Source organism: Bacillus sp. RCC_6_1 (assembly GCF_041360755.1).
GTDB classification, from domain to species: domain Bacteria; phylum Bacillota; class Bacilli; order Bacillales; family Bacillaceae_G; genus Bacillus_A; species Bacillus_A cereus.
This window is the reverse complement of the sequence record NZ_JBFUPV010000026.1, coordinates 1-15,644: the sequence shown is the minus strand read 5'-3', so window position 1 is coordinate 15,644 and position 15,644 is coordinate 1. Positions and strand designations below refer to the sequence as shown.

Sequence of the window (15,644 nt, the reverse complement as noted above, 5' to 3'; positions counted from 1 at the left end):
ACGTTGTTTGTTTCGTTCAGTTTTCAAAGAACTACTTGGTCGCTCATTTGCGACTTCCTTATGTTAACATCTTCGTTAGTTAATGTCAACTAAGTTTTTTTATTTCATTTGTCGCTTGCGACGTTATTATCATCGGCGACTTGTTCTATATTACACCTCTAAGCTCTAATCGTCAATATGTTTTTATAAAAAATATAAAAAGGCTTATTTCTTTTAAAATAAGCCTTTTTATCACATATCATTCTATTCATTTATTATTTTTCTATAATTGGTAACGAAACGATAAATTGAATAATACCATCCCTATATTCCGCTCGAATACTACCACCTTGTAACTCAACAATACTTTTCGCAATCGCTAAACCGAGTCCCGACCCTTCCGTTACTCTACTTCGAGATTGATCCTTCTTATAGAAACGTTCAAACAAATTCGCTAACTCTTCTCTCGTAAACTCTTCACTATGATTCGCAATTACAATTTGTATATCCCTACGCTGCCTTTGAAGAGAAACTTTTATATCTGCATCATCTTTACTATACTTAATCGCATTCATTAGTAAATTATCAAATACACGAACCATCTTTTCCGAATCAATCGATGCATAAGCACGTTCCTCAGGAAACTTCTTAACAAACGTAAGTCCATGTTCTTCCGCCTGCGGTACTAACTCTTCTATTAATTGCTCGAGTAGCTCATTCATACAAACTTCCTGTTTTTCTAATACAACTTGTTCATTTGTTAACTTCGTATACTCAAATAAATCTTCTATTAAATTTTTTAACTGCTCCGACTTTGCAAAAGCAATTCTCGTATACTCATCGTGTTGTTCTTTATTTTCATATTTAGAATCTCGAAGTAATCGTAAGTAGCCCATAATAGAAGTCAGCGGTGTGCGTAAATCGTGAGATACATTCGTAATAAGCTCATTCTTTTGCTTCTCTAATTTACGTTCCTTTTCTATATTATTCATAAGCTCTTCTGCCATATTATTAATATTCTCAGTTAAAGCTGCAATCTCATCTTCACCTTTTTTCTCAATGCGGTACGCTAAGTTGCCTCTTTCTATTTCCTTTACACCTTGTGCCATTGCTTCAATCTGCTTCATCTTTCTCTTTGTTATATAGAAGAAAGAGAAAATGAATACAAGAACACCAATTAAAAACGGGAATGGCCCTTCTTTCGTATCATACATTACCTCTCCCTCTGGAATTCCGCTAACAAACATGTACAAATTCTTTCCTTCAATAGTAATAGGTGAAAAAGATATAAACTCTTTTCTTGTACTTTCAAATACATTTCTACCATCTGTATAATTAATCGCAAATGATGCTGCATTACGAATCGTATTATGCAAATCGATTTGCTCTTCTTGCGCTTGCTTTGTTTTATATAAAACTTTACCACTTTCATCAGTAACCAATATCTTTAAAGCTCTAGACCCTTGCTCTAAATTTTGGTTCTCCATTTCGATCATATTTGATATAGCTTCTAATTTATTTTCATGAACCGAACTATTTGCCGCTCCTTGAGCTTGGTGATTAATTTGTTCCATACCAGCCCGATAATCGATAGTTGCTTGACGATTCGCATTCTCAAAAAATGGCGCAGCTCCCTTCGCTGACAAAACTCCTAATAACGCACAAGCAGCAAAAGTAGTAATCAATTGAATCCTTATACTCTTTCGTACGCTCTTTACTAATTTCTCAATTAATTCTCTTATTTTCCTTATATAAGTAAACGGATTAAATATCTTTTTCAATCTTATACCCCACTCCCCATACTGTTTTTATATATCTAGGTTTCCTTGGATTCTCCTCAATCTTTTCACGCACTTTCCGAATGTGCACCATTACAGTATTATCAGACTGGAAAGATCGTTCGTTCCACACCTTTTCATAAATTTGCTCCGCACTAAACACCATACCTGGATTTCTAGCTAGCAATTCTAAAATTGAAAATTCCCTCGGAGTTAGTTTCACTTCTTCTCCCTCTACAACAACTTTATGGGTCGAGATGTTGATTTTCATCTCCCCAATTTCTAACTCGTCCTCATTTTGGACAGCGAAACCATTCATTTTCATATAACGGCGTAACTGAGATTTAATTCGTGCAATTAACTCTAATGGATTAAAGGGCTTCGTTACGTAATCATCTGCCCCTGTTGTTAATCCTAAAATCTTATCCATATCTTGCGTTTTGGCAGAAAGCATAATAATAGGCATTTCTTTCGCTTCCCTTACCTTCATACACATATGAATACCATCCACTTTCGGCATCATAATATCTAATACGACTAGATGTATTTCATTTTCTTCCAATAGACGTAATCCTTCTTCTCCGTCTCCTGCTTGTAATACTTTATATCCTTCATTCTTTAAATAGATTGTAATTAAATTCCGAATTTCTTTTTCATCATCTACGACAAGTATTGTTTCGTGTGCCACAATATCTCCCCCATCACTTTTTTAATCCCTAACTTCTATTATAGGAAAACTTCTGAAGAAAAACGCTCGGAAATCCTTAAGATTTTCTGAAGACGCAAAAAGGTCTAGACTCCCCTTAAGTCTAGACCTTTAAAAAACCCCTTTTATTTACGAACGTAGATGAAATATAGCACGAATAAAACTCCCATAACATACATAATCGGATGAACCTCTTTACGACGACCACTCACAACCATTGTAATTGGATAGAAGATAAATCCAATGGCAATCCCAGTTGCGATACTATACGTAAGTGGCATAGAGATAATTGTAAAGAATGCTGGTACTGCAATCTCGAATTTCTTCCAATCAATTTCCCCTAAGGAAGAAACCATCAAGATTCCTACAATAATTAAAGCCGGTGCCGTTACAGCTGGCGTTACAACACTTAATAATGGCGAAAAGAATAGTGCCAGTAAGAAGAATCCTGCTGTTACAACTGCTGTAAATCCAGAACGTCCTCCCGCTGCTACCCCTGCAGACGATTCAATGTAAGACGTTGTTGTTGATGTACCCAAGATCGCACCAATTACAGTTGCAATCGCATCTGCAAATAACGCTTTTCCTGCACGTGGTAATTTATTGTTCTTCATTAATCCTGCTTGATTCGCAACCGCTACAAGCGTACCTGCTGTATCAAAGAAATCTATAAAGAAGAACGTTATAATAACAATCCCCATTTGAACTGTGAAAATATCGCCGAAGTGCGTTAACGCCACACCGAACGTTGGTTCTAGACTCGGTATTGCTCCCACTACAGCTTTCGGAGTATCAATTAATCCTGTTGCAACTCCTAAGATCGCTGTAAGAATCATACCGTAGAATACTGCACCATTAACTTTCTTAATCATGAAGATGATCGTAGTAACAACCCCGAAGATTGCTAGTAACGTTGTGCCCTTTGTTAAGTCCCCCAACCCAACAAGAACCGCATCGTTTTTCACGATAATTCCGGCATTTTGGAATCCAAGGAAAGCAATGAATAATCCAATACCTGCTGCTACTGCAAACTTTAACTCCGATGGAATTGCATTAATGATTTTTTCACGAATACCTGAAGCAGTAAGAATAATAAAGATAATACCTGACATTAATGTTCCGGCAATGGCCGTTTGCCACGGAATACCCATCGTTAAGACTGCTGTATAAGCAAAGAACGCGTTAATCCCCATACCTGGCGCTAAAGCAATTGGATACTTCGCGAAAATACCCATAATTAACGAACCGATCGCTGCCGCTAATGCCGTAGCAACGAATACTGCACCTGGATCCATCCCTGTACCTGCTGGTAACCCTTTAACATTTCCAAGCGACAGCGTAGCAGGATTGACAAATAGTACGTAAGCCATAGATAGAAATGTCGTTAACCCTGCTATGAACTCAGTCTTATAATTCGTACCGAGCTCATCAAACTGAAAATAGCGTTTCATCCTATGTTTCCCCCGTTATATGATTACTCGCCGTATTTCACCCTAGCCCTCTTTTATCCCGAGAAATAAAAAAGGCTTCCATTGCATATATACATGGAAGCGTTCTATAAACAAAGACAAGTTTCCCCTCATCTTTATACAAACGCCTCGTAGTCAAGCCATTTACGGTAGCTAGGTAGAAACTTTCGGGCCATATCCCCGATATTATACGACGGCTATAATATTCACTTTTCGTTTGAATTACATAATCATATTAACTCGACGAAGTAGTTTTGTCAATTTAAAAACGAACATTTTCATAAACTTTTATAGTTTCGTTCGTATTAATGCCAAAATAAAAAAGATCCATCTATGCATAAGCAATAGATGGACCTTTTTATAAATACTATTCCCACTCAATAGTTGCTGGTGGCTTACTCGTTACATCATACACGATACGGTTAACGTGTTTTACTTCGTTTACGATACGTACAGAGATTTTCTCTAATACGTCCCAAGGGATACGTGCCCAGTCAGCTGTCATACCGTCGATAGATGTTACTGCACGGATACCTACTGTGTAATCGTAAGTACGCTCGTCACCCATAACACCTACGCTACGCATACCAGGAAGTGCAGTGAAGTATTGCCAGATTTCACGGTCTAAGCCCGCTTTAATAATTTCTTCACGTAAAATCGCATCAGATTCACGAACGATTTCTAATTTCTCTTCTGTAATTTCACCTAATACACGAATACCAAGACCCGGTCCTGGGAATGGTTGACGCCATACGATTTCATCAGGAATTCCTAGTTCAGATCCTAATACACGTACTTCGTCTTTAAATAACGTGTTTAAAGGCTCAATTAATTTGAACTGCATGTCTTCTGGAAGTCCACCAACGTTGTGGTGAGATTTAATTGTTTGTGCAGTTGCTGTACCACTTTCAACGATGTCTGTGTAAAGTGTACCTTGTGCTAAAAAGTCCATACCTTGTAATTTAGACGCTTCATCATCAAATACGTAAATGAATTCGTTACCGATGATTTTACGTTTTTGTTCTGGATCTTCTACACCTTTTAACTTGTTCATGAAGCGTTCTTTTGCATCCACTTTAATAACGTTCATGTGGAAGCCTTCGCTAAATGTTTTCATAACGCCTTCTGCTTCGCCTTTACGCAGTAAGCCGTGGTCAACGAAAATACAAGTTAATTGATCGCCGATTGCTTTATGAATTAATACTGCTACAACAGAAGAGTCTACACCGCCACTAAGTGCGCATAGTACTTTTTTGTCTCCAACAGTTTCACGAATTTTTTCTAATTCTACTTCGATAAAGTTCTCCATGTTCCATCCTTCAGAACAACCACATACGCCGAATACGAAGTTTTTAATTAAATCGTTACCGTGCTCAGAGTGACGTACTTCTGGGTGGAATTGTACACCGTATAAGTTTTTCGCTTCATTGCTCATACCAGCAATTGGGCAAGACTCACTTGTTGCGTCTACTACGAATCCTTCAGGTAAACCAGTTACTAAGTCACCATGGCTCATCCATACAACTTGCTCTTCTGGAAGGTTCGCATATAATTTTGATTCGTTCTCTACTTTAAGAACAGCCTTTCCGTACTCACGGTGATTTGCACGCTCTACTTTACCACCGAAGTGTTGCGTCATAAGCTGCATACCGTAACAAATACCGAAGATTGGTAAACCTAGTTCAAAGATTTTTTCATCACAATGTAATGCACCTTCACCGTATACGCTATTTGGTCCACCAGAGAAAATAATCCCTTTTGGATTCATTGCTTTAATTTCTTCTGCAGTAATTGTATGTGGATGAAGTTCACTGTATACACCGAACTCACGAATTCGACGTGCTATTAACTGATTGTATTGACTTCCAAAATCTAAAACGATAATTGTATCGTGTTGTTTCTTCAAAATAATCACCCCAACGTTAGTTCTCGTATATAAATATTTTCACCAATTTGGCGAAAAGCATTACCAATATAATAAAAAAAGCCAGTCCTCCGCCTCTAGTCTCATAACAAAGAAAAGGCAGGGGTCTGGCTTTATAAAGAAAGATAGTCTCCGCTCTTTATAAATATAAGACACACTGCCTTCATAGTCAGGTTGTTTGCGGTAACCCGGTAGAGACTCTCAAACCATATCATTGAGGATATATGAAGGATCGTTTTATATTATCTTCCTAGATTCTAACAATGAAATATCAATATGGTCAAGAGAGAAAGCGACAAAATTCTACAGAAATTCATTTCCTTTTCTAAAAAACATAAAAAAACATCCATTTCTATATAGAAATGGATGTTTTTTAGGGCAAACGGAATTACATCATTCCGCCCATACCGCCCATGCCCATGCCGCCCATGTCAGGCATTGCTGGTGCATTTGGTTCTGGCTTGTCAGCTACTACAGCTTCAGTTGTTAAGAACATAGCTGCAACAGATGCTGCGTTTTGAAGTGCAGAACGAGTTACTTTAGCTGGATCTACGATACCAGACTCAAGCATGTTAACCCATTCGCCAGTAGCTGCGTTGAAACCAACGCCTACTTTTTCGCCTTTTAGACGCTCTACAACTACAGATCCTTCTAGACCAGCGTTGATTGCGATTTGACGAACTGGCTCTTCTAGTGCGCGAAGTACGATGTTGATACCTGTTGCTTCGTCGCCTTCAGCTACGATAGAAGCTACTTTTGTGTATACGTTCATAAGTGAAGTACCACCACCTGCAACGATACCTTCTTCTACTGCTGCACGAGTTGAGTTAAGTGCATCTTCAATACGAAGTTTGCGTTCTTTCAACTCAGTTTCAGTTGCTGCACCTACTTTAATTACCGCTACGCCACCTGCAAGTTTTGCAAGACGCTCTTGTAATTTTTCACGATCGAATTCAGAAGTTGTTTCTTCTAATTGCGCACGGATTTGACCGATGCGAGCTTCGATTTGTTCTGTGCTTCCTACACCTTCAACTACAGTTGTGTTTTCTTTTGTAACAACAACTTTACCAGCGCGTCCTAAAGATTCAACTGTAGCAGATTTTAAGTCACGACCTAATTCTTCAGTGATTACTTCGCCACCTGTTAAGATCGCGATATCTTCTAGCATTGCTTTACGACGGTCACCAAATCCAGGAGCTTTAACAGCTACTACATTGAATGTACCACGAAGTTTGTTCACTACTAATGTAGCTAACGCTTCGCCTTCTACATCTTCAGCAATGATAAGAAGTGGTTTACCTTGTTGTACCACTTGCTCTAATACTGGTAAGATTTCTTGAATGTTAGAAATCTTTTTGTCAGTGATTAAGATGTATGGGTTATCAAGAACTGCTTCCATTTTGTCAGAATCAGTAATCATGTAAGGAGATGCATATCCACGATCAAATTGCATACCTTCTACTACGTCTAATTCTGTTGTGAAGCCTTTAGATTCTTCTAAAGTAATAACGCCGTCGTTACCAACGCGCTCCATTGCTTCAGCGATTAATTGACCTACTTCTTCGTCAGCAGCAGAAATAGCAGCTACTTGTGCGATAGAAGATTTACCTTCGATTGGTTTAGAAATCGTTTTTAATTCTTCAATTGCAGCAGTAACAGCTTTTTCGATACCTTTACGAAGACCCATTGGGTTCGCACCAGCTGTTACGTTTTTAAGACCTTCACGAATCATAGCTTGCGCTAATACAGTTGCAGTTGTTGTTCCGTCACCAGCTACGTCATTTGTTTTGCTGGCAACTTCTGCTACTAGTTTCGCACCCATGTTTTCGAATGCATCTTCTAATTCGATTTCTTTTGCGATTGTTACACCGTCATTTGTAATAAGTGGTGAACCGAATTTTTTCTCAAGAACAACGTTACGACCTTTTGGTCCAAGCGTTACTTTTACTGCATTTGCAAGAGTGTCGACACCGCGAAGCATCGAACGACGTGCTTCTTCACTAAATTTAATATCTTTTGCCATAATAATTGACCCCCTTGGATTTTTTAAGATTTATATAATTAACCGATAACTGCTAAAATGTCACTTTCACGTAAAATCAAGTAGTCTGTACCTTCATATTTCACTTCAGTACCTGCATATTTTGAGAAGATGATAAGATCACCTGCTGCTACCTCTAAAGCAACACGCTCACCATTCTCAAGCACTCGACCAGTACCTACTGCAACAACTTTACCCTCTTGTGGTTTTTCTTTTGCAGTATCTGGTAATACGATACCACTTGCTGTTTTTTCTTCTGCTTGAACAAGCTCAATTACAACGCGATCACCTAATGGCTTTAGCATGAACAATAACCTCCTCATTTTGTTATGTAAATTTCTTTTATTAGCACTCAAGTCATCCGAGTGCTAACACACTTATAATAATAAATAATCTCAATTTCTTTTGCAAGTAAAAAAATCATAATTTTTTCGCAAATCACTATATAGAATACTGCCTTTACTATATGAATCGTTGTTTCCACTGCTCGTATGTTACAATATGAAAGGACACCCTAAGTTGTTTTCGCTACACACACAACTTTCTCCTGTCTTCTATTATAATTTCAAATAAGGATTTACGAAAAAAACATAATTCAAGTGAGGTTTATATCGTAGGTAGCATAATTTACATGTTATCCTAACTTATCTCATACACTATAGTTAGAAAGGATGGTTAAACCATTTGAAGAAACAATACTGGTGGATTATCGTTACATACATTTTAATGCAGTTATCTGGCGTTGTTGGATTGCCACTTCTCCTAAAAACAGGACTCTATGATAATAGAGGATTTACTATTGAGGAAAAAGGACAAATCATAACGGGACACTGGGCAATTATTAGCTTCTTTGTTGCATTATGTATCGTACTTTGGTTACTTAGAACAGATATTCGTGACAGGCATTTAGATCCAAAGCGCTCTTCTGCTCCAGCTACTATTGGATGGATTTTCATCGGGTTCTTCTTAGCTTTCTTTTCACAAATAGTTGCCGGTATGATCGAGATGCAGCTGCTAGGAATTAAACAAGGTTCAGAAAATACAATGAAACTGATGGAGATTGCAAGAACGACACCTTGGTTCCTTATTGTTGTATCTATAATTGGACCTATCTTAGAAGAAATCGTATTTAGAAAAATTTTATTTGGTGCACTTTATAAGAAGTTTAACTTCTTTATCGCAGCTATCATTAGTTCGCTTGTATTCGCAGCAATTCATTTTGATTTTACTCATTTATTGGTATACACTGCTATGGGGCTCGTATTCGCCTTCTTATATGTGAAGACGAAACGTATTATCGTTCCGATTGCAGCTCATGTTGCGATGAATACATTGGTCGCTATTGGGCAAATTTTTATGAGCAATGAACAAATTCAAGAAATGATTAAAGAAGCTGAAAAAATGCAAGGCTTTATCGGAGGATTTTTTGTATGAGAAACTCACCATTGTTCATGGCTGCACTATACTTCCTTCTTGGATGTATCTTTACACGCTTCGCCATTACGAACGTGACAGATACAATCTGGAATATGTGGACAATACTATTTGCAGTTATGGCAACAATTGATTTTAATTTGGCACTTCGCCTTATATTAATTAAATTCACAAAGAAGAAACAATAATAAAACGCAGAGGTCGCTTCCTCTGCGTTTTATTGTGGATAGTTTTTCAAAAAGTAAACTAATGTTTGTAACTCTACAGCTAAGTCAATATGATGAATTCTAATATTCTCTGATACGTTTAATCGCGCTGGTGTGAAATTCAAAATACCATGCACGCTCGTTTCAGCTAATCTATCTGCTACAGCTTGTGCTACTGTAGCCGGTACTGTTAATATTGCCACTTGTATATCATTTGATAATCTCTCTTCTAATTCATCTAAATGATATACAGGAATGCCCCCGATTTCTGTTCCAACTTTCTCTTCACTAACATCAAATGCCATTTCAATTTTTGTATTATTGTTTTTCGTGAAATTATAATGTAAGAAAGCGGTCCCTAAATTACCTACTCCAATAAGTGCTACACGTGTTATATCATCTTGATCAAGTGTTTCGCGGAAAAATGATAATAAATAATTTACGTTATATCCATATCCCTTTTTCCCTAACGCTCCAAAATACGAAAAATCTCTTCGTATTGTTGCGGAATCTACTTTTACTGCCTCACTCAATTCGGCCGATGAAACACGCTGCTTACCAGAAAGAGATAAGTTTTGGATAAATCGATAGTATAGAGGCAATCTTTTAGCAGTGGCTTGTGGAATCTTTTGCTGATCCATATGACCTCTCCTCTCTTCCTATCTTTATTCATATACTTTAATCAAATACAGAAGTTTAGCACTCATTAAATTCCTTGTATAATAAAGAGAAGAAGTATTCTCTCTTTATTTTAAACTATACACTATTTTTAGTATGATTGAGAAATATAAACATGGCAAAGTTAAGAAATTATTTGAGGTGAAAACATTGATTTTATTACAAGTAAACGCGCTTTCGAAATTATACGGTGCAGAAACGATTCTTGCAAACATAAAATTGGAAGTACAAACAAAAGATCGTATCGCATTAGTTGGAAGGAATGGAGCAGGCAAATCTACATTATTAAAAATTATCGCTGGTGAATTATCTCATGATGGTGGCGAAATTATAAAACCGAAAGATGTCTCAATCGGATATTTAGCTCAAAATACTGGACTAGAAACGTCTTTAACAATTTGGGATGAAATGCTAACCGTCTTTACCCACTTACAGCAAATGGAGACAAAACTTCGAAGGCTTGAGCAAGAAATGGGAAAAGAAGAAAACTTTTCAAACGAAGCTACATATGAAAGATTGTTAGCTGATTATGACCAATTGCAACTCAATTATAAAGATCAAGGTGGATATCAATATGAAGCGGATATTCGCTCCATTTTAAGCGGCCTTGGCTTCCCAGTTGAAACGCACCAGACGACGATCTCTACTTTAAGCGGCGGGCAAAAAACAAGATTAGCTCTCGGGAAATTATTATTAACAAAACCAGACTTACTTATTTTGGATGAGCCTACAAACCATTTAGACATCGAAACATTAACGTGGCTTGAGCAATATTTACAAGGTTATCCTGGCGCAATATTAATCGTTTCACATGACCGTTATTTCTTAGACAAACTCGTTACACAAGTATATGAAATTTCAAATAAAGAAAGCAGACGATTTGTTGGTAACTACAGTAAATATTTAGACTTAAAATCAGCATTATATGAGCAAGAAATGAAACGTTACGAAAAACAACAAGATGAAATCGCAAAACTTGAGGACTTCGTTCAAAAGAATATAGCTCGCGCTTCTACAACGAAACGTGCTCAAAGTCGTCGTAAACAACTAGACAGAATGGAATTATTAACGAGACCATTAGGGGATTCTAAGTCAGCATCATTCCACTTCGATATTGAAAAGCAAAGTGGAAATGATGTTTTACAAGTAAATGATGCAACCATTGGCTATGATGAGAACCCTATAATTGAACATGTAACTATGCGCTTAACTCGCGGAGATAGTGTTGCTTTAGTTGGTCCAAACGGAATTGGGAAATCCACATTGTTAAAGTCTATTGTGAATAAGTTACCACTATTAAATGGTGATGTTTCTTTCGGATCAAATGTATCTGTTGGTTATTATGATCAAGAACAAGCAAACTTAACATCTTCTAAACGGGTTTTAAATGAACTATGGGATGAATATCCACTGCAACCTGAAAAAGAAATCCGTACTATACTCGGGAATTTTTTATTCACAGGAGATGATGTACTGAAACCAGTATCTTCCCTTAGTGGTGGACAAAAAGCTCGATTAGCTCTTGCAAAACTTATGATGCAAAAATCAAATTTATTAATTCTAGATGAGCCTACGAACCACCTTGATTTAAATAGTAAAGAAATTTTGGAGAATGCTTTAATTGATTATCCAGGGACTCTTCTATTCGTCTCACATGACCGCTACTTTATTAACCGTGTAACAACGACTGTGGTTGAGTTATCAACAGAAGGTGCACAGGAATATTTAGGGGATTACGATTACTACGTTGAAAAGAAAAATGAAATGATTGAACGTGCAGAACTTGAACAGCAAGAAAGTGACATTCCTGTTCAAAAGGTGGTTGCACAAGAGAAATTAAATTATTTAGAAGAAAAAGAGCGTAAAAAACTAGAGCGTCAACGCACTAGAAAAATTGAAGAGCTAGAACAAAGTATATTAGAATTAGAAGAAGAAATTGCTACGTTAGAAGATCAACTTTGCTTACCAGAAATATATGCAGATTATGAAAAAGCTAGTGAAATTACAACTAAAAAGCAAACGCTACAAGAACAACTTGAAACTTGTATGGCAGAATGGGAAGAGTTGCATGTATAAGCATATTTAAATAAGGAAGATGTCTCATAAGTCAGGATTTTTGACTATGCGACATCTTTTTTTCTTTTAATACAGAAACAATTTTTTGAGTATATCAATCGTAACTTAGAATATACCAACGATTTTTCAAATATATCTATTGTAACCCTATATATATTAACAATTCGACACGAAATATCGATTTAACGACAAAGATTGACAATATTAGCATCTTCTATAATAGGGGGATGTTTCAAAATGTTTTTCGGGGATATCTTCTTACTTTTTATTTCCCGAAAAAGAACAAACTCAAAGGTCTGACATCATCCTATTTATCCACAAGTTTATACACATATCCACCTTTATAAAATAAACCTTAAAATAACTTTTCCACATTATCCACAATCAATAAAAAAGTTATCAACATTTTATATACACAATAAAACCCACATTATCAACAGACAATATGGGTTTTATCCACAACCTGTGGTTAATTATGTGTATAACTATGCTTCAATATCTAATCCTGGATTTGCATTTAAGGCTAATGTTGCACGCTTACCTTGTTCATAAGCAATTGTCCCTGCCGCTGCAATCATCGCTGCATTATCTGTGCATAAAGATAGCGGCGGAATAATTAATTCAATGTTTTCTTTTTGTGCAAATTCCTCTTCTAATCGCGCACGAAGTCCTTTATTAGCAGCTACTCCACCAGCAAGAAGTAATTGCTTTACATTATAAGCTTCTGCTGCACGAGCTGCTTTCGTTACAAGTACATCTATTACACTTTCTTGGAAACTTGCCGCTAAATCTTCTGGCGCAATTTCTATACCGCGTTGTTTTGCGTTATGCACAGTGTTGATAACTGCTGATTTCAATCCACTAAAGCTAAAATCATATGAATCCGGTTCTAGCCATGCACGAGGCAAATCAATTGTCGGTTCTCCTTCATGTGCAAGGCGATCAATATGAGGACCACCTGGATATGGCATAGATAACGTACGAGCTACTTTATCATATGCTTCTCCAGCTGCATCGTCTCGTGTTTCACCAATTACTTCGAATGAACCATGTTCTTTCATATAAACAAGTTCTGTATGCCCACCAGATACAACAAGTGATAATAACGGGAATTGAACTTCTTTTACTAAACGGTTCGCATAAATATGACCAGCAATATGATGAACACCGACTAACGGAATATCATGTGCAAACGCTACTGCCTTCGCTGCATTTACTCCAATTAGAAGTGCTCCTACTAAACCGGGACCTTCTGTTACAGCAATTGCATCAATATCATCAAATGTGATGTTTGCTTCCTTTAAAGCTTCTTCTAACACAACTGTAATTTCTTCTACATGATGACGGGATGCAATCTCTGGTACAACGCCGCCAAAACGTTTATGACTTTCAATTTGTGATGCAACGACATTCGCAATAATTTCCGTTCCATTTTTAACAACTGCTACTGCTGTTTCATCACAACTTGTTTCAATACCAAGTATAATCGTATTTTTTTCCATTATATATTCACCCACATTACGAGACCATCTTCCTGATTGTCTGCATAGTATCGTTTACGAATCCCACCATTTTGAAATCCGTATTTTCTGTATAACTGCTTTGCTACTTCATTTGATACACGTACTTCAAGTGTCATTGTTTTTACCCCTAGTTCTTTCGCTTCAGAAATAACTGCTTTCAATAGGGCATCTCCTAACTTTTGACCTCGGTATTCTGGCAAAATAGCTATATTTGTTATATGTGATTCATCAATAACTATCCACAATCCACAATACCCGACTACACGACCATCTTTTTCTAACACAATATAATGTGCATGTTCATTCATCATTAATTCACGGTGAAAGGCATCTGCAGTCCAAGGAGTTGAAAAAGACGCTTCTTCAATAGCTACAATTTGAGCAATATCATCAAGCTCCATCTTTCTAAATATCATATCCATCTTCTGCAAGCTCCTACTTGTTTTGACTTTCTAACCACTTTGTTTCAGCTTCAGCTAAACGAAGATAGCTTGGAACAAACGTATGCACATCTTGTTCTTCTTTTTGTAATCCTAAGAATGCTAGCTCGCTTGGTCTTGGGTTATTTTTAGTAAATGGAGCGAATACAGCTTGATCACCTAAATGTTCTATAATTGTTTCTTTATGCAATTTAACATCGTTACCGATAAATAAAACAGGCTGTCCTTTATCTTTTAACATTTGCAACCAGTCTACAATAAGAATAATTCGGTCTTCTTCTATTGAAGTTAACTGCTCTCCTTCATATGTATATAACCCAGTATAAATTTGCCCACGTCTTCCATCAAATAAAGGACAAATTAACCCGTTAAAGTTAGCACCGTTTGCAGCTACTACCTCTAAACTTGATACACCTACAATTGGTATTTGAAGTGACCAAGCTAATGTTTTCGCCGCTGTCACGCCTATGCGAACACCTGTATAGGATCCAGGTCCAGCAGCTACAACGATTTTAGTTAATTCCTTCGGTTTTACGCCACACTCTTTTAACAGTTTCTCTACAGCTGGCATAAGACGTACAGAATGGTTTTTTGTTAAATTTGTAATGATTTCCCCAATTACGTTTCCTTCCTCAATAAGGGATACACCCATTACGTAATTTGAAGTATCAATTGCTAGTACTTTCATCTTGTAATAGCTCCTCACATAATCTAATATAGCGATCTCCAATTGGCTCGAGTATAATTTTTCTTGTGTCATCTCCAGCATGGAATAAACTAATTTGTAACTTTTCATTTGGTAAATATGCCTCTATTAAATGAGCCCATTCTACTACCGTAATTCCTTCACCGTAGAAATATTCATCAAAGCCTAAGTCCTCTTCACTTTCTGCTAAGCGATACACGTCCATATGATATAGCGGTAATCTTCCTTTATATTCTTTGATGATATTAAAGGTAGGACTATTTACAACTCTTTTCACTCCAAGACCTTTTGCTAGTCCCTTTGTAAAAGTCGTCTTACCAGCTCCAAGATCTCCTTCTAAAATAATTACGTCTTGTGCCTCTACGAGCTTACCTAGTTTTTCTGATAACCTTTGTGTTTCCTCAGAAGATTTTGTTGTTACTTCATATTTACTCACAGACTTCACCTACTTTACTCACAATGTTCTCTGCTCTTTATTATACAGGTTTTGAATATATAAAAAAGTCCTTAGGAGTTGTCCTAAGGATAGTTTGACTGTCTTTATTAGTTTTTTGTTAAAACAAATAAAAAAATACGAAACAACTTGTTTCGTTCTTTTCTTTATATGAAATGGCGGTCCCGACCGGGGTCGAACCGGCGATCTCCTGCGTGACAGGCAGGCATGTTAACCACTACACCACGGGA

General features: G+C 36.9%; 14 protein-coding genes and 2 riboswitches. Of the genes, 3 read left to right on the top strand and 11 right to left on the bottom strand.

Features of this window, described 5'->3' with window-relative positions:
* Positions 1–254 precede the first annotated feature (254 nt).
* The 6 genes from ampS to groES all read right to left on the bottom strand — a co-directional run bounded on the left by ampS (position 255) and on the right by groES (position 8,202).
* Positions 255–1,760, bottom strand: a complete 1,506-nt coding sequence (gene ampS / locus AB6801_RS30810) for an aminopeptidase AmpS (RefSeq protein WP_000719210.1) — start codon at positions 1,758–1,760, stop codon at positions 255–257.
* Positions 1,744–2,445: a response regulator transcription factor gene (locus AB6801_RS30805; protein WP_000929880.1), complete on the bottom strand. Its 702-nt coding sequence runs from the start codon at positions 2,443–2,445 to the stop codon at positions 1,744–1,746. The genes ampS and AB6801_RS30805 overlap by 17 nt, the downstream gene beginning before the upstream one ends.
* 143 nt (positions 2,446–2,588) lie before the next feature.
* On the bottom strand, positions 2,589–3,914 hold the full coding sequence (locus AB6801_RS30800) for an NCS2 family permease (protein WP_000833096.1): 1,326 nt from the start codon (positions 3,912–3,914) through the stop codon (positions 2,589–2,591).
* A gap of 130 nt (positions 3,915–4,044) precedes the next feature.
* Positions 4,045–4,146: riboswitch (purine riboswitch) on the bottom strand.
* A gap of 153 nt (positions 4,147–4,299) precedes the next feature.
* Positions 4,300–5,838: a glutamine-hydrolyzing GMP synthase gene (gene guaA / locus AB6801_RS30795; RefSeq protein WP_000743906.1), complete on the bottom strand. Its 1,539-nt coding sequence runs from the start codon at positions 5,836–5,838 to the stop codon at positions 4,300–4,302.
* Between the two features lie 164 nt (positions 5,839–6,002).
* Positions 6,003–6,104: riboswitch (purine riboswitch) on the bottom strand.
* A gap of 140 nt (positions 6,105–6,244) precedes the next feature.
* Positions 6,245–7,879, bottom strand: a complete 1,635-nt coding sequence (gene groL, locus AB6801_RS30790) for a chaperonin GroEL (protein WP_001029993.1) — start codon at positions 7,877–7,879, stop codon at positions 6,245–6,247.
* A gap of 38 nt (positions 7,880–7,917) precedes the next feature.
* Entirely contained in the window at positions 7,918–8,202 is a 285-nt protein-coding gene (groES, locus tag AB6801_RS30785; protein WP_000917311.1) for a co-chaperone GroES, read from the bottom strand.
* A 379-nt stretch (positions 8,203–8,581) separates the two neighbouring features.
* Here groES and AB6801_RS30780 point away from each other — a divergent pair, with 379 nt between their 5' ends.
* Both AB6801_RS30780 and AB6801_RS30775 read left to right on the top strand, forming a co-directional pair.
* A complete protein-coding gene (locus AB6801_RS30780) occupies positions 8,582–9,331 on the top strand; it encodes a CPBP family intramembrane glutamic endopeptidase (RefSeq protein ID WP_000745326.1) in 750 nt (249 codons plus the stop codon).
* A complete protein-coding gene (locus AB6801_RS30775; protein WP_001246200.1) occupies positions 9,328–9,519 on the top strand; it encodes a YdiK family protein in 192 nt (63 codons plus the stop codon). Before AB6801_RS30780 ends, AB6801_RS30775 begins: the two co-directional genes overlap by 4 nt.
* Before the next feature lie 29 nt (positions 9,520–9,548).
* Here the strand turns inward: AB6801_RS30775 and AB6801_RS30770 are convergent, their stop codons facing one another.
* Complete coding sequence (locus AB6801_RS30770) at positions 9,549–10,178, bottom strand: redox-sensing transcriptional repressor Rex (RefSeq protein ID WP_000372699.1); 630 nt, start codon at positions 10,176–10,178, stop codon at positions 9,549–9,551.
* Between the two features lie 187 nt (positions 10,179–10,365).
* Between AB6801_RS30770 and AB6801_RS30765 the strand changes: the two genes are divergently transcribed.
* The gene (locus tag AB6801_RS30765; RefSeq protein WP_000602145.1) at positions 10,366–12,291 is read left to right on the top strand and encodes an ABC-F family ATP-binding cassette domain-containing protein; all 1,926 of its coding nucleotides are present in this window, start codon (positions 10,366–10,368) and stop codon (positions 12,289–12,291) included.
* A 485-nt stretch (positions 12,292–12,776) separates the two neighbouring features.
* Here the strand turns inward: AB6801_RS30765 and tsaD are convergent, their stop codons facing one another.
* The 4 genes from tsaD to tsaE are packed head-to-tail and all read right to left on the bottom strand — an operon-like array spanning position 12,777 to position 15,396.
* Entirely contained in the window at positions 12,777–13,793 is a 1,017-nt protein-coding gene (tsaD, locus tag AB6801_RS30760) for a tRNA (adenosine(37)-N6)-threonylcarbamoyltransferase complex transferase subunit TsaD (RefSeq protein ID WP_000414585.1), read from the bottom strand.
* Positions 13,793–14,236 (bottom strand): ribosomal protein S18-alanine N-acetyltransferase, encoded by a 444-nt coding sequence (gene rimI / locus AB6801_RS30755; RefSeq protein ID WP_141530674.1) that lies wholly within the window; start codon positions 14,234–14,236, stop codon positions 13,793–13,795. Before rimI ends, tsaD begins: the two co-directional genes overlap by 1 nt.
* Before the next feature lie 13 nt (positions 14,237–14,249).
* Positions 14,250–14,942: a tRNA (adenosine(37)-N6)-threonylcarbamoyltransferase complex dimerization subunit type 1 TsaB gene (gene tsaB / locus AB6801_RS30750; RefSeq protein WP_000865753.1), complete on the bottom strand. Its 693-nt coding sequence runs from the start codon at positions 14,940–14,942 to the stop codon at positions 14,250–14,252.
* The gene (tsaE, locus tag AB6801_RS30745; RefSeq protein ID WP_000049648.1) at positions 14,923–15,396 is read right to left on the bottom strand and encodes a tRNA (adenosine(37)-N6)-threonylcarbamoyltransferase complex ATPase subunit type 1 TsaE; all 474 of its coding nucleotides are present in this window, start codon (positions 15,394–15,396) and stop codon (positions 14,923–14,925) included. Before tsaE ends, tsaB begins: the two co-directional genes overlap by 20 nt.
* Positions 15,397–15,644: the final 248 nt, after the last annotated feature.